General features: G+C 38.1%; 21 protein-coding genes. 15 read left to right on the forward strand and 6 right to left on the reverse strand.

From position 1 onward, the window contains the following. Positions 1-120: 120 nt before the first annotated feature. Entirely contained in the window at positions 121-612 is a 492-nt protein-coding gene (locus IGL42_RS02380; RefSeq protein ID WP_002394638.1) for a hypothetical protein, read from the forward strand. 66 nt (positions 613-678) lie between these two features. On the opposite strand, the gene IGL42_RS02385 is transcribed toward IGL42_RS02380, so the two are convergent. The 4 genes from IGL42_RS02385 to IGL42_RS02400 form a co-directional block, all read right to left on the reverse strand. Next, positions 679-2,601: a PTS fructose transporter subunit IIABC gene (locus IGL42_RS02385; protein ID WP_002366176.1), complete on the reverse strand. Its 1,923-nt coding sequence runs from the start codon at positions 2,599-2,601 to the stop codon at positions 679-681. Between the two features lie 23 nt (positions 2,602-2,624). Continuing rightward, complete coding sequence (pfkB, locus tag IGL42_RS02390; RefSeq protein WP_002355559.1) at positions 2,625-3,542, reverse strand: 1-phosphofructokinase; 918 nt, start codon at positions 3,540-3,542, stop codon at positions 2,625-2,627. Further along, positions 3,539-4,291 carry a DeoR/GlpR family DNA-binding transcription regulator gene (locus IGL42_RS02395; protein WP_002381250.1) on the reverse strand — a complete coding sequence of 251 codons (753 nt, stop codon included), beginning with the start codon at positions 4,289-4,291 and terminating at the stop codon, positions 3,539-3,541. Before IGL42_RS02395 ends, pfkB begins: the two co-directional genes overlap by 4 nt. Positions 4,292-4,429: 138 nt before the next feature. Continuing rightward, a complete protein-coding gene (locus IGL42_RS02400; RefSeq protein ID WP_002366177.1) occupies positions 4,430-5,989 on the reverse strand; it encodes a ClC family H(+)/Cl(-) exchange transporter in 1,560 nt (519 codons plus the stop codon). 164 nt (positions 5,990-6,153) lie between these two features. On the opposite strand from IGL42_RS02400, the gene pcrA reads away from it, so the two are divergent. Together pcrA and ligA are read left to right on the forward strand one after the other, a co-directional pair. Beyond that, positions 6,154-8,412, forward strand: coding sequence for a DNA helicase PcrA (gene pcrA, locus IGL42_RS02405; RefSeq protein WP_002363179.1), 2,259 nt, complete (start codon positions 6,154-6,156; stop codon positions 8,410-8,412). Between the two features lie 125 nt (positions 8,413-8,537). After that, positions 8,538-10,568: an NAD-dependent DNA ligase LigA gene (gene ligA / locus IGL42_RS02410; RefSeq protein WP_010710796.1), complete on the forward strand. Its 2,031-nt coding sequence runs from the start codon at positions 8,538-8,540 to the stop codon at positions 10,566-10,568. Here ligA and IGL42_RS02415 read toward each other — a convergent pair. Next, positions 10,565-10,780: a hypothetical protein gene (locus tag IGL42_RS02415; protein WP_002399765.1), complete on the reverse strand. Its 216-nt coding sequence runs from the start codon at positions 10,778-10,780 to the stop codon at positions 10,565-10,567. The genes ligA and IGL42_RS02415 overlap by 4 nt on opposite strands. Between IGL42_RS02415 and IGL42_RS02420 the strand changes: the two genes are divergently transcribed. The 8 genes from IGL42_RS02420 to IGL42_RS02455 all read left to right on the forward strand — a co-directional run bounded on the left by IGL42_RS02420 (position 10,740) and on the right by IGL42_RS02455 (position 17,765). Further along, positions 10,740-10,832, forward strand: coding sequence for a putative holin-like toxin (locus IGL42_RS02420; protein WP_306291989.1), 93 nt, complete (start codon positions 10,740-10,742; stop codon positions 10,830-10,832). The two genes, IGL42_RS02415 and IGL42_RS02420, sit on opposite strands and share 41 nt — an antisense overlap. 317 nt (positions 10,833-11,149) lie before the next feature. Beyond that, positions 11,150-11,455: an Asp-tRNA(Asn)/Glu-tRNA(Gln) amidotransferase subunit GatC gene (gatC, locus tag IGL42_RS02425; protein ID WP_002355569.1), complete on the forward strand. Its 306-nt coding sequence runs from the start codon at positions 11,150-11,152 to the stop codon at positions 11,453-11,455. After that, complete coding sequence (gene gatA, locus IGL42_RS02430) at positions 11,455-12,924, forward strand: Asp-tRNA(Asn)/Glu-tRNA(Gln) amidotransferase subunit GatA (RefSeq protein ID WP_002368026.1); 1,470 nt, start codon at positions 11,455-11,457, stop codon at positions 12,922-12,924. The genes gatC and gatA overlap by 1 nt, the downstream gene beginning before the upstream one ends. Continuing rightward, the gene (gene gatB, locus IGL42_RS02435; RefSeq protein ID WP_002358703.1) at positions 12,924-14,354 is read left to right on the forward strand and encodes an Asp-tRNA(Asn)/Glu-tRNA(Gln) amidotransferase subunit GatB; all 1,431 of its coding nucleotides are present in this window, start codon (positions 12,924-12,926) and stop codon (positions 14,352-14,354) included. The genes gatA and gatB overlap by 1 nt, the downstream gene beginning before the upstream one ends. An 18-nt stretch (positions 14,355-14,372) precedes the next feature. Beyond that, the gene (locus tag IGL42_RS02440; protein WP_002396964.1) at positions 14,373-15,461 is read left to right on the forward strand and encodes a diacylglycerol kinase; all 1,089 of its coding nucleotides are present in this window, start codon (positions 14,373-14,375) and stop codon (positions 15,459-15,461) included. A 199-nt stretch (positions 15,462-15,660) separates the two neighbouring features. After that, on the forward strand, positions 15,661-17,034 hold the full coding sequence (gene rlmD / locus IGL42_RS02445) for a 23S rRNA (uracil(1939)-C(5))-methyltransferase RlmD (RefSeq protein ID WP_010710795.1): 1,374 nt from the start codon (positions 15,661-15,663) through the stop codon (positions 17,032-17,034). After that, on the forward strand, positions 17,035-17,163 hold the full coding sequence (locus IGL42_RS02450) for a hypothetical protein (RefSeq protein ID WP_002355577.1): 129 nt from the start codon (positions 17,035-17,037) through the stop codon (positions 17,161-17,163). 284 nt (positions 17,164-17,447) lie between these two features. Further along, the gene (locus IGL42_RS02455) at positions 17,448-17,765 is read left to right on the forward strand and encodes a thioredoxin family protein (protein WP_002355583.1); all 318 of its coding nucleotides are present in this window, start codon (positions 17,448-17,450) and stop codon (positions 17,763-17,765) included. 42 nt (positions 17,766-17,807) lie between these two features. On the opposite strand, the gene IGL42_RS02460 is transcribed toward IGL42_RS02455, so the two are convergent. Then, on the reverse strand, positions 17,808-18,653 hold the full coding sequence (locus IGL42_RS02460; protein ID WP_002392183.1) for a helix-turn-helix domain-containing protein: 846 nt from the start codon (positions 18,651-18,653) through the stop codon (positions 17,808-17,810). A 398-nt stretch (positions 18,654-19,051) separates the two neighbouring features. Between IGL42_RS02460 and ptcA the strand changes: the two genes are divergently transcribed. The 4 genes from ptcA to arcC all read left to right on the forward strand — a co-directional run bounded on the left by ptcA (position 19,052) and on the right by arcC (position 23,545). After that, positions 19,052-20,071: a putrescine carbamoyltransferase gene (ptcA, locus tag IGL42_RS02465; RefSeq protein WP_002355587.1), complete on the forward strand. Its 1,020-nt coding sequence runs from the start codon at positions 19,052-19,054 to the stop codon at positions 20,069-20,071. Positions 20,072-20,137: 66 nt separating this feature from the next. Then, a complete protein-coding gene (locus tag IGL42_RS02470; protein WP_002355588.1) occupies positions 20,138-21,514 on the forward strand; it encodes an APC family permease in 1,377 nt (458 codons plus the stop codon). Further along, a complete protein-coding gene (aguA, locus tag IGL42_RS02475) occupies positions 21,507-22,604 on the forward strand; it encodes an agmatine deiminase (RefSeq protein WP_002364800.1) in 1,098 nt (365 codons plus the stop codon). The genes IGL42_RS02470 and aguA overlap by 8 nt, the downstream gene beginning before the upstream one ends. 11 nt (positions 22,605-22,615) lie before the next feature. Next, a complete protein-coding gene (arcC, locus tag IGL42_RS02480) occupies positions 22,616-23,545 on the forward strand; it encodes a carbamate kinase (protein ID WP_002355590.1) in 930 nt (309 codons plus the stop codon). The last annotated feature ends 47 nt before the right edge of the window (positions 23,546-23,592 follow it).

Raw genomic sequence — 23,592 nt, forward strand, 5'->3', positions numbered from 1 at the left:
AGTGAAAAAAGCAGCGTCTTATGAAAAATTGTATCTTAAAAATAATCTATTTGATTACATATACTTTTAATTTTTCAATGAGATACTTTACGAAAAAAAGAAGTGGAGTGTAGGTTGTATATGAAAGAAACTGTGAAAAAAGCAAAACAAGAAATGAAAGATAGAAGTAGACCGTATCAGATGTATGGGTTTTATTTAGCAATTCCAATAATCCTTATGGTCATTTTTATTTTTGGATTTTTAGGAATTGAGACCAATAAATCGTGGGGCTCGGTCTTATTTGTTACTACAGTTATTGCGAACATGGGAGTGAGCAAGTTAGAAAAATTACCTAAAAGAAAATATGTTGCACCTGTACTAGTCTATGTAACGGAGGCGATAGCTGTATTTCTTTTACTTGTTTTCTTTGGTGCAATTATAGCTGGAGGGGCAAATTTTGTGATAATTGAATTAATTTTGTATGTTGTATTAGTATTAAGGATTATTACAATCATTTTTTTCTTTATTACTGCTAATGATATAAGAAAAGTTTATCCAACCATGAAACAAGAGGCCAAAGATTCACGAGCAGAATATCTAAGAGTAAAGAAGTTAGCTCAAAAAAGAATATAGTATAGTTAGTAATTCTATAATAAAAAAGCGATTCAACCATGGTTGAATCGCTTTTTTGCTGTTTTTTTAAGCAGGTACTTCGACAGGTTTTTTCAAAAGTCCGTAGACAATTCCTGAAATAATCGCCCCAATTAAGATGAACAATAGATATAGTAATGGATTACTTAATAGGAAGACGACGAAGATTCCTCCATGTGGTGCCAATAATTTGATACCAAACGCACCAACCAACGCACCAGTAAAGGCAGAACCTACCACGAAACTTGGAATCACACGTAATGGGTCAGCTGCTGCAAAAGGAATTGCCCCTTCAGTGACAAAAGAAAGTCCCATTACAATATTGGTTAAGCCGGCATCTTGTTGATCTTTTGTAAATTTATTTTTAAATAAACGAGTTGCTACGAAAATTGCTAATGGAGGAACCATTCCGCCAGCCATTACAGAAGCCATGACCACGCTGCCACCTTCTGCAACAGTACTTGCTAGCGTAGCTGTACCGAAAACATAAGCAGCTTTGTTAACTGGTCCACCTAAGTCGATGGCCATCATACCAGCTAATAAGGCACCAAGTAAAGCAGCATTTGTGCCATCTAAGCCAAGTAGGAAATGATTTAACGCATCGTTAATTGCTTTCATTGGGATGTTAATGACTAACATTAATAAGCCTGTAATAATCAAACCAAAAACTGGATAGAATAAAATGGTTTTAATTCCATCTAATGATTTTGGCAAGCCTTTGAAGACTTTACGTAAAAGAACCACTACATAACCAGCTAAGAAACCACCGATTAGGGCCCCAAGGAATCCAGCTCCTCCGGCGTTTGCTAACGCACCAGCGGCGAAACCAGCGACTAAGCCTGGACGATCCCCAATACTAGAAGCAATAAAACCAGCTAAGACAGGTAACATAAAGCCAAATGCTGCGCCACCAATTTGGTTAAACCAGCTAGCTACGTCATTGTAATTACCTAAATTGGCTAATTGATCTTGAGGAACCCCGATAAATTGATCAATCATAAAGGAAAGAGCAATGGCAATTCCGCCACCAATAACGAAAGGTAACATATGAGAAACACCATTCATTAAATCTTTATAGATACGAGAACCGATTGAACCTTCCGCTGAATCCTCTTGATCGCTTGCAGCCGAGTCACTGCCATGGAAAGTAGGAGCTTCGCCACTAATGGCTAAGTTAATTAGTTCTTCGGTTTTACGAATTCCATCACTAACGGGACGGTTGACTAATTTTTTACCGTCAAAACGATTCATTTCTACTTTTTTATCGGCTGCGACAATCACGCCATCAGCACGAGCAATATCTTCAGCAGTTAAACGATTTTTAATTCCTTCTGAACCGTTTGTTTCTACTTTAATGTCTACGCCCATTTCTTTTGCTTTTTTCTTCAGCGCATCTTCGGCCATGTAAGTATGAGCAATTCCTGTAGGACAAGCAGTCACAGCAATAATATATTTACGATTGCTTTCTGGTGCTGGCGTTGTTTGTTCTTGTTCTGCTTTTTCTTCCGCTTCTTTTTGATCTTCTGCTGCTTGGAAAAGAGCTTGTACTGCTTCTGGAGTTTCCGCTTCTTTCAATTTGCCAACAAATTCTGGATCGATAAGTAATCGAGAAAGGGCCGCAAGCGCTTGGAGATGTGTATCATTGGCGCCTTCTGGAGCAGCAATCATGAAGAATAGATAAGTAGGTTGTCCATCTAGTGCTTCATAATCAACACCTTTTTTACTTTTAGCAAAAAGAACTGTCGGTTCTTTTACGGCACTATTTTTTGCGTGAGGCATAGCGATGCCGTCGCCTAAACCAGTCGATGTTTGTGCTTCGCGTTTTAAAATTCCTTCTTTGTAAGTGTCAATGTCAGAGATGCGGCCACCATCGTATAATTTTTGGACCATTTCATCAATCGCGCCTTTTTTATCAGTAGCTTGTAAATCCATAATCATGACATCTTTTATTAATAAATCATTAATGTTCACTCTATTTTCCTCCCTTAGTGGATTTATTCTGAAATTTTTTCAATTGTTACTTCGTGAATAAGTTCTTGGATAAAATCTTCTGAGGCTAAATCATCAGAAAATGCGGTCGCGCTACCGCAAGCGACACCCCATTTGAAAGCCTCTAAAGGATCTTGTGTTTTTGAAAAGTTGCCAATAAAACCAGCAATCATTGAGTCGCCAGCGCCGACAGAATTTTTCAGTGGACGTTCTAAAACGTTGGAACGATAAACACCTTCTGTTGTGAAAAGTAATGCACCATCACCAGCCATTGAGATAATTACGTGTTGCGCTCCTTCTTCTAGTAACCGATGTCCATAAGGTAAAATATCTTCAACACTTGTAAAGGTTGTATGATATAATTCTGCCAACTCATGATTATTTGGCTTGACCAATAAAGGCTTTTGTGACAAAGCGTTCATTAAATCTTCACCTGTCGTATCAATAACAAATTCTGCGCCTTTTTCCTTCACAATTTGGATTAATTCTTCGTAAAATCCTTTGCGTAGAGAAGCAGGTGTACTTCCTGAAAGAACAACAATATCACCAGCCTGAACACGACTAACTGCTTGTTTTAGTTCTTGAATTTCTTCGTTTGTTAGAGCAGGTCCTAAGCCGTTAATTTCTGTTTCAGTATCTGATTTCAATTTAATGTTGATTCGTGTATCAGCAGACACGGGAGTGAAATTCGTTTGGATTTCTTCTTTTTTCAACCAATCGGCAATGAATGAGCCTGTAAAACCACCTAAAAAACCTAAGGCAGTGGATTCTGTCTCCATACGTTTTAAAATACGTGAAACGTTGATTCCTTTGCCGCCAGGTAATTTAAAATCATTCGTCATCCGATTTAAATCACCAATTTGTAGATGATCGACATGAACGATAAAGTCGATAGAAGGGTTTAAAGTCACTGTGTAAATCATTTGTTTGCCTCCATTAAAATAGTTTTTTGCTGGAATCCTTGAAGCGATTCAGCAGGGCAGTAGTCAGTTAGTAAAGTAACTGACTCTAATTCTTCCACTTTGGTAAACGTTACTTCATTAAATTTTGTATGATCCAGTAAAACATAGGCTGTTTCTGCTTGATGAATAGCCAAGGCTTTTAGCGCTGCTTCTTCGGGATCAGGCGTCGTTAAACCAAACTCTAAATGTGCGCCGTTAGTTCCTAAAAAAGCTTTGTTAAAACGAAAATGTTGTAGCTGTTCCATACTAGTGGCACCAATGATTGCTTTAGTGGAGAGCTTCAAAGTACCACCAAGCATAATAGTGGGAATTTCCATATCGCTAAGTTTTGCAGCGTGATGCACGGAATTCGTCACTACATGGATTTGTTTCCCAACTAAAAAAGGGATCATTTCTAACGTGGTTGAACCAGCATCTAAATAGATCATATCGCCATCTTGTACACAACTAGCGGCTAAAGAAGCAATCTTTTGCTTTTCGTGCGTGTTTTTGATTGATTTTTCCGTCATGTTTTGTTCAAAGCCTAAATTAAGAATACGCTTAGCGCCGCCGTGAATGCGTTCTAACAAATTGGCGTCTTCTAATTCTTGTAAATCGCGGCGGATTGTGGATTCTGAAGCATTGAACAAGCTAGCAAGTTCTTGCGATTTGACGACTGATTTTTGATCTAACAATTGTAAAATTTTTTGATGTCGTTCTTCCGTAAGCATTTTCATCCCTCATTTCATGGATATAATAGCACAAATGAAAACGCTAATCAATCTAAAACGGTCAAAAACATTCAAAAAAATTAAAAAACAGTCATAAGAAAAAAAGAAAGCTGCTGAACTCAGGTTCAGCGGCTTTCTTTAATTCACTAAATCATTCGGTAAAGTTTTTTGATAAATCTCTTTTTTGACTTGGTAAGCGAGTTTTTCATCGGTCAAAATAATGAGCACATCGCCAACATGCATAACAGTATCACCATGTGTTAAAATTTCCGATTCGCCACGGCGAATGGAAGTGAGCAACATTTGTTTAGGCCAGACAAAATCACGTACCATCGTATCATCTAAGGAACTTTCTGCAGTGATAGGGAATTCAATAATCGTTTTGTGGCCACGAATATTACTTACTTTAGAAGGAACCAAACGTTCTAATAAGCTTTCATAAATTGGCTTGCCGCCAAGACTATCGATGGTAATATAACTAACTAAAGCGACAACCCCTAAAGACATTAAATGAGAAAAATTGCCGACCATTTCTGTTACTAAAATAATTGCTGTTAACGGTGCTTTACCAATCGCAGTAAAATAACCAGCCATGGCAAAAATTAAAAAGTTTTTCACAAAAATTGGATCCATCCCTACGTATTGGACAAGTAGACTGCCATACAATGTTCCGATAATGGCACCTAAAGTTAGAATAGGCAAGAAAATACCACCAGGGAGATTCGAACCGTAAGAAACCATTGAAAAAACAAAACGTAAAACCAATAAGCCGACTAAAGCCCAAATCGTGGCCGGTTGATTGCCTAAAGCTAAAACAATTTGATTCCCACCGCCAAGTAAATGTGGAAAGAAATAACCAATCGGTAAAATCAAAATAAAAGGAATAAAACCATAATAATTAGAAGAAAGGCCTTTGATTTTTCCATATACTTTTGGTAAGGACAACAATGTTTTTTGATATATCCAACCTAATAATCCTAGCAAAACGCCCAGCAGGACTAATGTCCAATAGTACTCTAAAGGCAAAGATTTAACCGGACCAATATAAAGAACTGGTTGCAATCCGAAGAAATGCAAAGAAACAAAGTTAGCGGAAATGGCCGCAGAAAAAGAGGTTAACCAAACTAAAGGTGAAAAGGAATGGTGAACCTCTTCTAGAACAAATAAAAGTCCTGCGATTGGTGCATTAAAAGCGGCGGCTAAACCAGCACTGGCACCACTACTGATTAAAATTTTTTCTTCAGACTTGGTGCTTTGCCGCCATTGACTATAGCCTTGTCCAACCACTGCACCTAGTTGAATTGAAGGACCTTCACGTCCCAAAAATAGCCCAGGACTAATCGCTAAGATCCCACCGATAAATTTTTTCCAAAGCACTGGAAACCAATGAATTTCTAATTGACCTTGAAGTTGTCCTTCCACTTGGGGAATGCCACTGCCTTTAATTGCTGGTTCGCTCTTAATCAGTCGTCCTAATAAATAAGCAAGCACGAGAGAAAATAAGAACCAAGGAATCATCCAAAAGGGTTTTTCGTGAAACGTTTGATACAGATGAACGACTTGTTCGCCAATTTTTTCAATGCCTAAGCGAAATAAGCTGACAACAAAGCCGACCAGGATTCCGACGACGATGCCTTTAAGGATAAAGCCGATTCGGGTACCATCTAATTGTTTAATTTCATGTACATCATTATTCATTTCATTTTTAGCCTCCATCACTACTTACTAATGTACTGCGGTTTGACTTGATTTACAAGAAAATTTCATATAAAAAGAAAAAGATTTTTTGTTCTTTTCTAAAGAACTTCAAAGGGATTTTTGGTATACTGTATAAGATTGAAAAAAGAGAGAGGACGTTTAATATGACACAAAAACATGCCTTGGTTCAGGGAATGAATCCTCGACAAGAAGAAGCCGTTTTGCATACAGAAGGACCACTGTTAGTCATGGCTGGTGCTGGTAGTGGAAAAACGCGGGTTTTAACACACCGAATTGCCTATCTAATTGAGGAAAAAGAAGTAAATCCATGGAATATTTTGGCGATTACGTTTACCAATAAAGCTGCTAAAGAAATGAAAGAGCGTGTAAATAAATTACTGGAAACGGGTGGTGAAGATGTATGGGTCTCCACTTTTCACTCCATGTGTGTAAGAATTTTACGTCGTGATGTGGATCAGATTGGTTACAACCGTAATTTTACAATTATTGACCCATCGGAACAAAAAACATTAATGAAACGCATCTTAAACGACTTAAATATTGATTCAAAAAAATATGATCCTCGCTCAATTTTAGGTACGATTAGCAATGCCAAAAATGAATTACAAACGCCTGAAAAAGTTGCTGAAATGCAAGGTTCCTTATATGAAGAAATTGTCGCAAAATGCTATGAAGCCTATCAAAAAGAATTACGCAAAAACCAATGTATGGATTTTGATGATTTGATTATGAATACGATACGTTTGTTCAATGAACAACCAGATACGTTGGCTTTCTACCAAAATAAATTTCACTATATTCATGTGGATGAATACCAAGATACCAATCATGCACAATATACCTTAGTCAATTTATTGGCTGCACGTTTCAAAAATCTGTGTGTCGTAGGTGATGCCGACCAAAGTATCTATGGTTGGCGCGGGGCGGATATGCAAAATATCTTGGATTTTGAAAAAGATTATCCAGATGCCAGTGTAATTTTGCTAGAACAAAATTATCGGTCCACCAAAAACATTTTGGCGGCTGCGAATGATGTCATCAAAAATAACCGTAACCGCCGCGAGAAAGAACTGTGGACAGAAAATATAGACGGTGAAAAAATTGTCTATTATCGCGGGGACACAGAACGGGATGAAACACAATTTATTGTGAGCCAAATCCAAAAAGAAATGCGGGAAAATGACCGAATTTATGGTGATTTTGCGGTATTATATCGGACCAATGCCCAATCCCGTGTAGTGGAAGAAATGCTCTTGAAATCTAATATTCCGTATACCATGGTGGGCGGACATAAATTCTACGACCGTAAAGAAATTAAAGATATTTTGGCTTATTTAAGTTTGATTGCCAATCCAGATGATTCGATTAGTTTTGAACGAATTGTCAATGAACCAAAACGAGGAATCGGTAAAAGTTCAATTGAAAAATTACGACTATTTGCGGATACGCATGGTTGGGCTTTGCTGGAAGCTGCCCAAAATGTTGATTTGGCAAATATTTCAGGAAAAGCGGGTAAAGAGCTTGGTAATTTTGGCATGATGATTCAAGACTTAACGAAAACAGTGCCCTATTTAACGATTACAGAATTGGTGAAAGAAACTTTACAACGTAGTGGTTATCGGGAAGCTTTGATGGCGCAAAATAATTTAGAGTCTCAAGCTCGCTTAGAAAACTTGGACGAATTTTTATCTGTGACACAAGAATTTGATAAACGTTTTGAAGCGCAAAACAACGACGATCCAAATGGCGAAGAAACAAAATTGGCGGATTTCTTAACAGATTTAGCCTTGGTTTCTGATTTAGATAATTTAGAAGAGAGCTCTTCGCAGGTAACCTTAATGACGTTGCATGCGGCCAAAGGGCTGGAATTTCCAGTGGTCTTTTTAATGGGCTTAGAAGAAGGGGTTTTCCCATTATCACGTGCCATGCTAGAAGAAAGTGAACTGGAAGAAGAACGGCGCTTGGCTTATGTTGGTATCACACGAGCGGAAGAAGCCTTGTTCTTAACGAATGCTTATTCGAGAACATTATATGGTCGCACGCAATATAATCGACCAAGTCGCTTTTTAGAAGAAATTGAGGCGGAGCGTTTAATGAAACAAGGGGCGGCGGCCAATTTACAGAAAGCTCCAGCGCGCACCTTTGATCCTAAAGTATTCAAGCCCAGCGCAAGTAAACCAGCTTATACACAGCCAGCTACAAAATCAGTTAGCAACAAAGTGGCAAGTGGTGGCGAAAAAGTTTCCTGGCAAGCAGGTGATAAGGTCCAACATAAAGCATGGGGCGTTGGTACAGTCGTTCGTGTAGGCGGTTCGGCCAAAGACTTAGAGTTGGACATTGCTTTCCCAGAAAAAGGCATTAAACGGTTGTTAGCGGCATTTGCACCAATTGAAAAAATTTAACATGCAAAATAGGTCAGCGATTTAATGAGAAATCATCATTAGATAAATTCTTTTTATTTTCTATCTTAGTGTAAATGTGTTAAAAAGACGATGAGAGCATTACACTTATGAGGAGGAGTTCTACGATGGAACAACAACCATTAACATTAACGGCGGCGACAACTCGTGCGCAAGAATTAAGAAAACAACTCAATCAATATTCCCATGAATATTATGTCAAAGATCAACCATCCGTAGAAGATTATGTTTACGATCGTTTGTATAAAGAGTTAGTAGATATTGAAACGGAGTTTCCTGATTTAATCACGCCAGATTCGCCGACACAACGTGTAGGTGGCAAAGTTTTATCTGGTTTTGAAAAAGCTCCGCATGACATTCCAATGTATAGTTTAAATGATGGATTTAGCAAGGAAGACATTTTTGCTTTTGATGAACGTGTTCGTAAGGCGATTGGTAAACCCGTTGCTTACTGTTGCGAGTTGAAAATTGATGGGTTAGCAATTTCATTACGTTATGAAAACGGGGTGTTTGTACGCGGAGCAACACGAGGCGATGGAACGGTTGGTGAAAACATTACAGAGAACTTACGAACGGTTCGCTCTGTACCGATGCGTTTAACGGAGCCCATTTCAGTGGAAGTTCGTGGCGAGTGCTACATGCCTAAACAATCCTTTGTCGCATTGAATGAAGAACGTGAAGAAAATGGCCAAGATATTTTTGCCAATCCTCGGAATGCAGCGGCGGGAAGCTTGCGCCAACTAGATACAAAAATTGTGGCGAAACGGAACTTAAATACGTTTTTATACACAGTTGCTGACTTTGGGCCAATGAAAGCGAAGACGCAGTTTGAGGCATTAGAAGAGCTTTCTGCAATTGGTTTTAGAACCAATCCCGAACGGCAATTATGTCAGTCAATTGATGAAGTCTGGGCCTACATTGAAGAATACCATGAAAAGCGGAGCACTTTGCCATACGAAATCGATGGAATTGTGATTAAAGTGAACGAATTTGCGTTGCAAGATGAATTAGGTTTCACTGTCAAAGCACCTCGCTGGGCGATTGCCTACAAATTTCCACCAGAAGAAGCAGAAACAGTAGTGGAAGATATTGAATGGACAATTGGGCGCACGGGGGTGGTCACTCCTACTGCAGTCATGGCTCCTGTACGAGTCGCGGGAACCACGGTTAGTCGGGCAAGTTTGCATAATGCAGATTTTATTCAAATGAAAGATATCCGTTTAAATGATCATGTTATTATTTACAAAGCCGGCGATATTATCCCAGAAGTAGCGCAAGTCCTAGTTGAAAAACGTGCAGCCGATAGTCAGCCTTATGAAATGCCGACACATTGTCCAATTTGTCATAGTGAGTTGGTGCATTTAGATGAGGAAGTGGCGTTACGTTGTATTAATCCAAAATGCCCTGCGCAAATTAAAGAAGGGCTGAATCACTTTGTCTCACGAAACGCAATGAACATTGATGGCTTGGGGCCACGAGTGTTAGCACAAATGTATGACAAAGGATTAGTGAAAGACGTAGCGGATCTGTATTTCTTAACAGAAGAACAATTAATGACTTTGGATAAAATCAAAGAAAAATCAGCAAACAACATTTATACTGCCATTCAAGGGAGTAAAAAAAACTCTGTCGAACGTTTGATTTTTGGCTTAGGGATTCGCCATGTGGGTGCGAAAGCGGCGAAAATTTTAGCGGAGCATTTTGGTGATTTACCAACCTTAAGTCGTGCAACTGCGGAAGAAATTGTGGCTTTGGATTCAATTGGCGAAACAATCGCAGACAGCGTTGTGACGTATTTTGAAAATGAGGAAGTTCATGAATTAATGGCTGAACTGGAAAAAGCCCAAGTGAACTTGACATATAAAGGTCTCCGGACAGAACAATTAGCAGAAGTGGAGTCACCTTTCAAAGACAAAACAGTTGTTTTAACAGGAAAATTAACGCAGTACACTCGCGAAGAAGCCAAAGAAAAAATTGAAAATCTTGGTGGAAAAGTTACAGGGAGTGTTTCGAAAAAAACTGACATTGTGGTTGCTGGCGAAGATGCTGGCAGTAAATTAACCAAAGCTGAAAGCTTAGGCGTGACCGTTTGGAATGAACAAGAAATGGTCGATGCGTTAGATGCAAGTCATTTTTAAGAAGAAAAATTAACGTTGTCAGATTTTATGTAGTAATTTGATGGTATGCTTATTTTAGTCATAAAAGTTATATGAACGAGGACTTTCTGAGTTGAGAAAGGAGGTTGATGCTTATGCGCAATTCTTCTTATCTTAATGAAAGGAGCAATGTTTTTGTCCGTTGAAGCAGCGTTGGGACTGATGATTGGTTTTGCAACACTTGTTGTGACCATTATCTTCGGTATCTTAGCGCTTGTCTTAGACAACAAAAATAACCGTTCATAAGCTTTGAGGAGCTGAACGGTTAAGCGTTTGAAATAAAACCAATAACTCAGTAAGCCGCTAGTTCTTATAACTAGTAGTGGCTACTAGAGAGGTATGTTCCTGCATATCTCTCTTTTCATTTTCATAATAACATGTTTCCGTCATTTTTGCGAGCGACAAATTATCAATGAAATTCAAGGTTTCATCTAAAATATCCGACCATTTTATGGTAGAATAGGAACAGAGTGAACAGCTGTGCTAAGCTGTTTAAAGAAATACAATCCAATTGATTAATCTGAAAATGAAAATTTCAGTAAATGATAGAAAGAAGGGTATATATGGCAATTACAGAAGAACAAGTCAAACATGTCGCTAAATTATCAAAATTATCTTTCTCCGAAGAAGAATTAGCGGACTTTACCAATCAACTAGATAAAATTATTGATATGGTGGAATTACTAGAAGAAGTAGATACAACCGGGGTTCCTTTTACTTCAAATGTGAATGAATCAATCAATGTCATGCGTGAAGACGTAGCGACACCAGGAATGGACCGTAAAGAATTAATGCGGAATGTTCCGGAATCAGAGAATGGTTACATTAAAGTGCCTGCAATTATGGATAACGGGGAGGCAGGAGCCTAATGGAAAAATTATACGACAAATCGTTAACAGAGTTACATGATTTATTGGTTTCAAAAGAAATCACTGCAGTTGATTTAACCGAAGAAACATTAAATCGTATTCAAGATACAGAAGAACAACTAGGTTCTTTTATCACAGTTAGTGAAGAAAAAGCAATGGCATTAGCCAAAGCGATTGACTTAAAAGGCATCACTGAAAGTAATCCATTAGCTGGGATTCCAATTGGGATTAAAGACAACATTGTCACAAAAGATATTTTAACAACAGCTGGCTCAAAAATGTTACACAATTTTGACCCAATTTATGATGCGACCGTGATGGATAAAGTCTATCAAGCAGATATGATTCCAGTCGGAAAATTGAACATGGATGAATTTGCCATGGGCGGAAGTACGGAAACGTCTTACTTCAAGAAAACAAAAAATGCTTGGGATCAAACCAAAGTTCCTGGCGGTTCTTCTGGTGGTTCAGCTTCTGCTGTCGCAGCCGGACAAGTCCCAGTTTCTTTAGGGAGCGATACAGGTGGTAGTATCCGCCAACCAGCCGCATTCAACGGTATTGTGGGCTTGAAACCAACTTATGGACGTGTATCTCGTTTTGGCTTGATTGCTTTTGCTTCAAGTTTAGACCAAATTGGTCCATTGACACGAAATGTTAAAGACAATGCCTTAGCTTTAAATGCAATTAGTGGTTATGACGAAAAAGACGGCACTTCTGCAGGCGTTTCTGTTCCTGATTTTACGGCAGATTTAACTGGCGACATCAAAGGCATGAAAATTGCTTTACCAAAAGAATACTTAGGTGAAGGGGTACAACCTGATGTTCGTGAAGCGGTATTAAAAGCAGCAGAAACATTTAAATCTTTAGGCGCAACGGTGGAAGAAGTTAGTTTGCCACATTCTAAGTACGGCGTAGCAGTTTATTATATTATTGCCTCTTCAGAAGCAAGTTCAAACTTACAACGCTTTGATGGTATTCGTTATGGTTACCGTTCCGAAAATGTCCAAAATCTAGAAGATGTCTATGTTAATTCACGTTCTGAAGGTTTCGGAACAGAAGTTAAACGTCGGATTATGTTAGGAACCTTCTCTTTAAGTGCTGGTTATTATGATGCGCACTTTAAAAAGGCTGGTCAAGTCCGTACACTAATCAAACAAGATTTTGAGAATGTCTTTGCGGATTATGACTTAATCATTGGCCCATCCACACCAACAGTTGCCTTTGGTCTAGGGGAAAACATCAATGATCCAATCACAATGTATATGAATGATATTTTAACCATTCCTGTCAACTTAGCAGGACTACCAGGCATGTCCATTCCAGCAGGCTTCTCAGAAGGCTTGCCAGTTGGTTTACAAATTATTGGAAAACATTTTGACGAACATACAATGTATAAAGCAGCCTATGCTTTTGAACAAGCGACAGATTTCCATACGAAAAAACCAGTCATTTTAGGGGGGAACGATTAATGAACTTTGAAACTGTCATTGGATTAGAAGTCCACGTAGAATTGAAAACCAACTCTAAAATTTTCTCCTCTGCGCCAGCGCATTTCGGAGCAGAACCAAACAGCAACACAAATGTGGTTGACTGGAGTTACCCAGGTGTTTTACCGGTTATGAATAAAGGTGCTTTAGAATTTGGGATGAAAGCAGCTCTTGCTTTGAACTGTGAAATTTCAAAAGAAACACATTTTGACCGTAAAAACTATTTTTACCCAGATAACCCGAAAGCATACCAAATTTCTCAATTTGATCAACCAATCGGACATGATGGTTGGATTGAAATTGAAGTCGAAGGCAAAAAGAAAAAAATTCGCATTGAACGGGTGCATTTAGAAGAAGATGCTGGGAAAAATATTCACGGCACAGATGGCTATTCTTATGTAGACTTGAATCGTCAAGGTACGCCTTTAATTGAAATCGTTTCTGAAGCAGACATGCGTTCACCAGAGGAAGCTTATGCTTATTTAGAAGCGTTGCGTTCAATTATCCAATTTACAGAAGTTTCTGATGTGAAAATGGAAGAAGGTTCTATGCGTTGTGATGCCAATATTTCTTTACGTCCGTATGGTCAAGAAGAATTTGGTACTAAAGCGGAATTAAAGAACTTGAACTCTATGAACTTTGTAAAAAAAGGTTTAGCTTATGAAGAAAAACGCCAAGCCAAAGTCCTATTATCTGGTGGCGAAATTCAACAAGAAACACGCCGCTTTGATGAAGCAACTAGTACAACGTTGCTTATGCGTGTTAAAGAAGGCTCAAGTGACTACCGTTACTTCCCAGAGCCAGATGTTCCTCGTTTTTCAATTGATGATGAATGGATTGAAAAAGTTCGCGCTAGTTTGCCAGAAATGCCAGCCTCACGTCGTGCCCGTTATATCAGTGAATTAGGGTTACCTGAATACGACGCAATGGTCTTGACTTTAACGAAAGAAATGTCAGATTTCTTTGAAGCAACCTTAGCAAACGGTGCAGATGCGAAACAAGCATCAAACTGGTTAATGGGCGAAGTTTCTGCTTACTTAAACAGTGAAAAAGTTGAATTAGCCGATACTAAACTAACACCAGAAAATCTAGCGGGTATGATTACTTTGATTAACGATGGCACAATCAGCTCGAAAATTGCGAAGAAAGTGTTCAAAGAGTTAATTGAAAACGGTGGAGATGCTAAAGAAGTTGTCGAAGCAAAAGGCCTTGTTCAATTATCTGATCCAGCGCAATTATTACCAATGATTAACGAAGTTTTAGACAACAACCAACAATCAATTGATGACTTTAAAAACGGAAAAGACCGTGCAGTTGGTTTCCTTGTTGGACAAATTATGAAAGCAACTCGTGGACAAGCAAACCCAGGTGTGGTTAACAAGTTATTGCAAGAAGAGCTTTCAAAACGATAAGAAAGTAGCAGGCAAACCATGAAAAAAGCTAGAGTGATTTATAATCCAACGTCAGGAAAAGAGTTAATCAAAAAGAACTTAGCCGATATTTTATCTATTTTAGAAGAATGTGGTTATGAAGCCAGTGCATTTGCGACCACACCAGAAGAAAATTCAGCACGCAATGAAGCACATCGTGCTGCGCGGGCAGGATTTGATTTACTAGTAGCTGCAGGTGGAGATGGGACCATTAATGAAGTCGTGAATGGGATTGCTCCGTTGAAGCGGCGCCCTAAAATGGCCATTATTCCTGCTGGAACGACGAATGACTATGCACGGGCCTTGAAGATTCCTCGTGATAATATCGTTAAGGCAGCAGAAGTGATTAAAAAAAATCAAACTGTCAAAATGGATATTGGCCAAGCCGGCAAAAATTACTTTATCAATATTGCGGCGGGTGGTCATTTAACGGAACTGACTTATGAGGTTCCGTCAGAGTTGAAAAGTATTTTTGGTTACTTAGCGTACTTAGCCAAAGGAGCCGAAATGTTGCCGCGAGTGAAGCCGATTAAAATGCGCATGACGTATGATGAAGGTGTGTACGAAGGCAACGCCTCAATGTTTTTCCTAGGGCTGACTAACTCGGTGGGTGGTTTCGAGCAAATCGTACCAGACGCTAAATTAGATGATGGTAAGTTTTCATTAATCATTGTAAAAACAGCCAATATTTTTGAGATTCTTCATTTAGTTGCGTTAATGTTAAATGGTGGAAAGCATGTTGATGATCATCGACTAATCTATACAAAGACTAGCTATTTACATGCAGAAACGTTAGAAAAGAACAATAAAATGATGATTAATTTAGATGGTGAATATGGTGGCGATGCTCCAATGACCTTTAAAAACATGCATCAACATATTGAAATTTTTGCAAATGGTGATGCACTGCCGTCCAATGCAATTATGGGTTCTGTCTTAACTGGTAGCGATGAGATTGTCGTAGAATCAGAAGACGAAGAGGAAGAAGCATATAACGAAGCTAGCAAAGAATTTGTCAAAGAAGTTGAACGACTAACAGACGAAGATATTGATGGCGATGGAAAGATTGCCGAAAAAGAAAAGCACTAGGTAGTCCGTGAATAGCTAATGAAAGATTTAGTTGATAAGATCTTTCATTGGCTATTTTTTGACTAAGGGAAAGGGTCTTATTCTTTTATTTACCTAAAAAGCTCAAACGGAATTGCTAAATCTCCATGAAAATTCGTTGTTGCTTTTCTTAGGTATTTTCATTAGAATGAGTGAAGTGTATAAAAAGAAGGAGCGACTTATGAAAAATTATCCAGTAAAGAAAAATGACGTCATTGAAGTAGAAATCATTGACTTGACGCATGATGGTTTAGGCGTGGCAAAAGTGGACCATTATCCATTGTTTATTGAAAATGCCTTACCAGGTGAAAAACTTGAAATCAAAGTCTTAAAAACAGGCAAAAGTTTTGGTTATGGGAAAGTGTTGACTGTCCTAAAAAGCAGTGAACAGCGTGTGCCCGTGAAAGATGAAAACTTTACAAAAGTCGGGATTAGTCCGTTGCAACATTTAGCGTACGGCGCCCAACTATCATTTAAAACGCAACAAGTCGAAAATGTTATGCAACGTGTCGCTAAATTGCCAGGAGTCCCTGTTTTACCAACAATTGGGATGAATGATCCGTGGCATTACCGGAACAAAGCACAAATTCCCGTGCGTAAAATTGACAACCAATTACAAACAGGTTTTTTCCGGAAAAATAGCCATGATTTAATTCCGATGGAACATTTCTATATTCAAGACCCAGAAATTGATGCAGCAATTGTTAAAATCCGTGACATTATGCGTAAATATAGCGTAAAACCTTATAACGAATCTGATAATACAGGGAACTTACGCCATATTGTCGTTCGTCGTGGCTACCATACTGGGGAGATGATGGTTGTTCTAATTACGAGAACACCGAAATTATTCCCAATTAGTAAAATTGTGCCAGATATTTTGGAAGCTATTCCGGAAGTAGTCAGCATTGTACAAAATGTAAATCCAAAACGAACCAATGTCATTTTTGGCGACGAAACCATCTTATTACATGGGTCTGAAAAAATTACAGATACTATTTTTGATTTGAAATTTGAAATTTCCGCGCGTTCATTTTATCAAGTAAATCCACAACAAACAGAAGTGATGTATCAAAAAGTTAAAGAGTATGCGGCTTTAACAGGCAATGAAATTGTGGTGGATGCCTATTGTGGGATTGGAACGATTGGCTTAACTTTAGCCCAAGACGCAAAGCAAGTTTACGGTATTGAAGTAATTGAAGAAGCGGTCAAAGATGCAGAAAATAATGCTAAATTAAACAACATTGAGAATGCCACTTTCACGGCTGGTTTAGCGGAAGAATTATTGCCAAAATTAGTTGAAAATGGCTTGCAACCAGATGTTGTGGTGGTGGATCCACCACGGAAAGGGTTAGACGGTCAATTAGTAAACACATTAATTGAAACGCAACCTGAACGAATTGTTTATGTCAGCTGTAATCCAGCCACACTCGCTCGCGACATTGCATTATTAACAGAAGGTGGCTATGAAGCAAAAGAAATTCAACCAGTGGATAATTTCCCACAAACGACCCACATTGAATCTGTCACGTTATTAACAAAGGCGGTGGATTAAATGAATGAAAAAGAAAAAATGTTAGAATTAATTAAAAAGAAACAAGGTGGTGGCCGTTCTAAAAAAATGGAAACTCCCAAAAATGATCGTAAAAACATGCGCAAAGGGCCTAAAATTTTTAATAAATAAGCGGTTATCAGTAAAAAGTTGAGGTCGGGACAGAAGCGTTTAACTCCGAGAAATAAGAAGGAATTTCCGAAAATTGTTCTGTAATTTTTGGAGAATTCCGGCTTATTTCCGAAGGAGTTGCTTTTGTTCCCGCCGTTTATCAGTTTTTGAGCGTGGAGCAAAAATCCAAAGTGATTTTTGTCCCACGCTCAACTTTTTTGTTAAAGCATTCCTAGCCAAACAAATAAGTTGTTATTTTGCTAGTAAATCTGTTATTTTAGACAAAAGACAAGGAGGGCTATTCAGTGGAATATGTAACAACATTAGAAGAATTAGAAGAAAAAATTACAGACAATCGTCTACAAGCCGTCTTTTTGACAGCAAAAAATTGTAGTGTTTGTACAGTTGATAAACCGATTGTCGAAAAAATTGCAACAAAATATGAATTTCCTACATACATTGCAGAAGCTGATAAAAGTCCAGAAATAATTGGACAATTAAATGCTTTTTCTGCACCGACCATTATCTTATACTATGAAGGAAAAGAAATTCATCGCCAAGCTAAAATTATTAACTTTCAAGAAATTGAAAAGAGAGTTCGACAAGTACAAGAAAATAGTTAATCAAAAAGGAAGCCACCGATCACGGAGAGGCTTCCTTTTTAATTATCTCGCTAAATGTTCAGTTTGTTGTTGAGAAAAAAGTTGATAACTGACAAAAACTTCTGCTCTTTTATTTACTTCTAATTTAACGAAAATATTGTGGATATGTGTTTTTACTGTCCCGATTGATAGGAATAGTTCGTTGGCTATATCTTGATTTGTTTTGCACTCTAAAAGTAACGAAAGCACTTCTCGTTCTCGCTGCGTTAATTGATAGGCATCACAAAAAGGCGCCAAAAGTACGGGTTCATCTGATTGATTTTCTTCCAATTTAGCAGCGTCTTTTTCAAGCACCGACAGAGGAAAATCACGATTACAGAAGTAGATAATGGCGATCGAGAGAATGATTGTATAAATATCTTCAGAAACGTTTCGGTTGTTAATTTTAAAGACAATATCAGAATATTGGTCAATGTTAAAAATAACGAAGGTATCTTCCAAAAGAATCGCCACACCGAAACCAATGCTTAGCCAACCAATAAAACGAAGATATTTTTTCGCAAGGGCTGATAAAGGATCTATTCGTAATTGATAGAGCGCATAGCATCCAAGGTAAATTAAAAATAGCTGATTGGGTAAATAGTACAACCAAACTTTTAAGGCGGAATTTTGTGAAAATGGAATAGCTAGCATCCATAAACCAATTAAAAATAACCAGACAAATTGATAATTTTTAAAAGGACGACCACTAATAGTATTGATAATAGCCAGATAGGCAAAATTACAACAAATAAAAATGATGGTCTTTAAAAAAGGTGCGGTCATAAAGGTCTGATTATATTCGGTTGCAAACGAATTAATGAACTCAGTCATATAAACAATCACATTGTCACAAATAAAAATAACCATTAAAAAGAGAAGCAATAAAAAAATCGGTTGTTTATTTTTCAAGTAAAGATTTAAGGTAAAGGTTGAAGTAAACGAATATAAAATAATCAACAAGATGTTATAAATAAAAACAAATGTCACGATTGGAAACCCCTTTCATCTTTTATTTTAAGTGAATGATTTTTCAAAATAATTATACCATTTTCAAATCTATGATTGGTCAGAAATTAGAGAGAAATCCGCCTAAACTTTTATAAACCCCTGGTGTACCAACGGTTTATAACCATAAATAAACTTTTTTTAATGAAAAATCACGCCAAAAAAGAAAGCGTTTTCTAACTTTTGGTGGATAGTAAACTCTTCGCTAAACTTGGTAAAGTCAATGTGTAAACAAAAACAACTTTTAGGAGGAACACATCATGAAAAGAGATTACGTTACAACAGAAACATATACGAAAGAGGAAATGCACTATTTAGTCGATTTATCATTAAAAATTAAAGAAGCGATTAAAAATGGGTATTATCCGCAACTGTTAAAAAACAAATCTTTAGGAATGATTTTCCAACAATCTTCAACTCGAACACGAGTATCTTTTGAAACTGCAATGGAACAATTAGGTGGACATGGCGAATATTTAGCACCTGGTCAAATTCAATTAGGGGGACATGAAACGATTGAAGATACCAGCCGTGTATTGTCACGTTTAGTAGATATTTTGATGGCTCGTGTGGAACGTCACCATAGTATTGTTGATTTAGCTAATTGTGCTACCATCCCAGTCATTAACGGTATGTCTGATTACAATCATCCAACCCAAGAATTAGGTGATTTGTGTACCATGGTTGAGCATTTACCAGAAGGCAAAAAATTAGAAGATTGTAAAGTTGTCTTTGTCGGAGATGCGACACAAGTTTGTTTTTCTTTAGGATTAATCACAACAAAAATGGGCATGAATTTTGTTCACTTCGGTCCAGAAGGCTTCCAATTAAATGAAGAGCATCAAGCGAAATTAGCAAAAAATTGTGAAGTTTCAGGCGGTAGCTTTTTGGTCACAGATGATGCAAGTTCTGTTGAAGGCGCTGATTTCTTGTACACGGATGTTTGGTATGGCTTGTACGAAGCGGAATTATCTGAAGAAGAACGTATGAAGGTTTTCTATCCAAAATATCAAGTGAATCAAGAAATGATGGATCGGGCAGGTGCCAATTGTAAATTCATGCACTGTTTACCAGCAACACGTGGGGAAGAAGTAACTGATGAAGTAATTGACGGTAAAAATTCTATTTGTTTCGATGAAGCAGAAAACCGTTTAACATCTATTCGTGGCTTATTAGTATATCTTATGAATGATTATGAAGCAAAAAATCCTTATGATTTAATCAAGCAAGCAGAAGCGAAAAAAGAACTAGAAGTTTTCTTAGACACTCAAAGCATTTAACGGCCAACTGTCCACTGATTGAAAAAATGAATCAGTGGACAGTTTATAAAGAGAGGAAGAGTCTTCATGGAGGGGAAAAAGAAATTTAGTTTAACGAGTGCCATTTTATCAGTCATCTGTGTGGTTTTCGTTGCTGAAGCAGCGGCGCCTGTTGCTGCAATTGGTAATTCTCAGTTTTTTTGGTGGATTTTCTTATTAATTGCATTCCTATTGCCATATGGGTTAATTTCATCAGAATTAGGAACAACTTATATTGGTGAAGGGGGCATCTATGATTGGGTGACCAAAGCATATGGTCATCGTTGGGGTGCCAGAGTTTCTTGGTATTATTGGATTAATTATCCATTGTGGCTAGCTTCATTAGCCGTTATGACGCCAGAACTATTAACGACAATTACAGGTATTAAGTTTTCAACACCGATGATGATTATTGTTGAATTAATTTTTACTTGGATTGTGGTTTGGATTAGTTTTTATCCAGTCAGCGACAGTATCTGGATTCTAAATGGAGCTGCCGTAATCAAGATGGTTTTAGCAGTCTTAATTGGTGGGCTAGGATTGTATGTAGCCTTGACGAAAGGTGTTGCCAATGAATTTACCTTGAAATCAATGCTGCCAACGTTTGACTTAAGGAGTTTATCTTTTATTTCTGTAATCATTTTTAATTTGTTAGGGTTTGAAGTCATCTGTACGTTTGCAGATGATATGGAAAATCCTAAGAAGCAAATTCCACAAGCTATTGTAGCAGCGGGGTTAGTCATTGCGGCCATTTATATTTTTTCAGCCTTTGGAATTGGGGTAGCGATTCCCACCGATCAAATTAGTACCGGCAGTGGTATGATGGATAGCTTTAAACTATTGACAGGCTCGACAGAAGGTTGGTTCATTATGTTGATGGCTTTCCTATTCCTTCTTACGTTGTTCGGCAACATGATTTCTTGGTCATTAGGAGTCAATAATACAGCTTGTTATGCTGCTGAGAATGGTGACATGCCTAAATTTTTTGAAAAACGTAGTAAGAAAAATGACATGCCAATTGGGGCTGCTTTGATGAATGGCATTGTGGCATCGGTGGTCATTGTATTAGCACCAATTTTACCTAATCAAGATTTATTCTGGGCCTTTTTCTCCTTGAATGTCGTCCTATTCTTGTTATCGTATATCCCAGTTTTCCCAGCTTTTTATAAGCTTAGAAAAATTGATCCCGATACACCACGTCCGTTTAAAGTTAACGGAAAACCAGGATTTTTAAAAGTTTTAGTGGTTTTGCCAATGATTATGATTATTATTTCACTGATTTTCACAGCAGTGCCTTTAGATTTTAGTCCCGCAGCATTAAATGAAAAGTTACCAATCACAATTGGGGCAATCATTTTTATTCTGTTTGGTGAAGTAATTATTTACGTGAAAAAAATTAAGAAGGGAACGAAAGAAAATGGCTAAACGAATTGTAGGAAGTACCCCTAAACAAGATGGCTTTAGAATGCCAGGAGAATTTGAACCACAAGAGAAAGTTTGGATGATTTGGCCAGAAAGACCGGATAATTGGCGTGATGGTGGTAAACCTGTCCAAGAAGCTTTTACTAATGTGGCCAAAGCAATTAGTCAGTTTACACCGATGAATGTGGTGGTTTCTCAACAACAATTTCAAAATTGCCGTCGCCAATTGCCGCCAGAAATTACGGTTTACGAAATGTCAAACAATGATGCGTGGGTCCGTGATTGTGGACCATCATTTGTCATTAACGACCATGGAGAAATCCGTGGTGTAGATTGGACATTCAATGCTTGGGGGGGATTAGTAGATGGTTTATATTTCCCTTGGGACCAAGACGATTTGGTTGCACAAAAAATTTGTGAAATTGAGCATGTAGATTCTTATCGTACAGATGATTTTGTTTTAGAAGGCGGTTCATTCCACGTAGATGGACAAGGAACAGTCTTGACTACAGAAATGTGCTTATTAAGTGAAGGTCGAAATCCACAACTTTCAAAAGAAGCAATCGAACAAAAATTATGCGACTATTTAAATGTTGAAAAAGTTCTTTGGCTAGGTGATGGAATTGACCCAGAAGAAACCAATGGTCATGTGGATGATGTAGCTTGTTTTATTGCACCTGGTGAAGTGGCTTGTATTTACACCGAAGATCAAAATAGCCCATTTTATGAAGCGGCACAAGATGCGTATCAACGTTTGCTTAAAATGACTGATGCTAAAGGACGCCAATTAAAAGTCCACAAATTATGCTGTCCTGTCAAAAATGTAACCATTAAAGGCTCCTTCAAAATTGATTTCGTGGAAGGAACCATGCCACGAGAAGATGGCGATATTTGTATCGCATCCTATATGAACTTTTTAATTACAAATGATGGCGTGATTGTGCCACAGTATGGTGATGAAAATGATCGTTTGGCTTTAGAGCAAGTTCAAACGATGTTCCCAGATAAAAAAATTGTCGGCGTTAATACGGTAGAAGTTGTTTATGGGGGCGGCAATATTCACTGTATCACACAACAAGAACCAAAGCGCTAGGAGGGAAACAGATGTCAAAAATAGTGATTGCATTAGGTGGAAATGCGTTAGGAAATTCTTCGAAAGAACAATTGGCAAAAGCACAAACCGCTGCAAAATCCATTGTTGATTTAATTGAACAAGGCCATCAAGTGGTGATTGCTCATGGCAACGGGCCACAAGTTGGCAAAATTCGCTTAGCTTTTGAGGAAACGAGTCAATCTCCAGAAGATGTCGTGCCGTTTCCTGAATGCACAGCAATGAGCCAAGGCTATATTGGCTATCATTTACAACAAGCAATTGATGAAGAACTAGTAGCCAGAAATTTAGGGGAACAACCAGTTGTTACGTTAATTACACAAGTCGTGGTGGATCCAAAAGACCCAGCGTTTACAAAACCAACAAAACCAATTGGTGGTTATTATGACGAAGAAACAGCCAAACAGTTGATGGCGGAAACTGGGAACGTCTATCAAGAAGATGCGGGTCGAGGCTGGCGACGGGTAGTTCCTTCACCAAAACCAGTTGATATTTACGAAAAAGTTAGCTTGCGAACACTTGTTGATGCAGGACAGATCGTAATTGCTTGTGGTGGTGGCGGGGTTCCTATTGCCTATGATGGTCCAGTCTATCATGGTGTAGATGCAGTCATTGATAAAGACTTTGCGGCAGCAAAAATGGCTGAACTCATTGAAGCAGATGTTTTTGTGGTATTAACTGCAGTGGAACATGTTTTTGTTAACTTTGGTCAAGCAAATCAACAAGCTTTGACCGATGTTACGGTTACGGCAATGCAACAATATATAGAAGAAAATCAATTTGCGCCAGGTAGTATGTTACCTAAGGTAGAAGCGGCCATCAGTTTTGCAGAAAGTAAACCAAACCGCCAGGCGATTATCGGGCTTTTAGAATTAGCTTCGGAAGCAATCAAAGGAGAAAGTGGTACACGAATTACACAATAAATTCTCAGTATTTAACTTTCACAAAAGACTAAAACAAACGCATTTAG

It is taken from the genome of Enterococcus sp. DIV0712 (assembly GCF_050554855.1).
GTDB classification, from domain to species: domain Bacteria; phylum Bacillota; class Bacilli; order Lactobacillales; family Enterococcaceae; genus Enterococcus; species Enterococcus faecalis.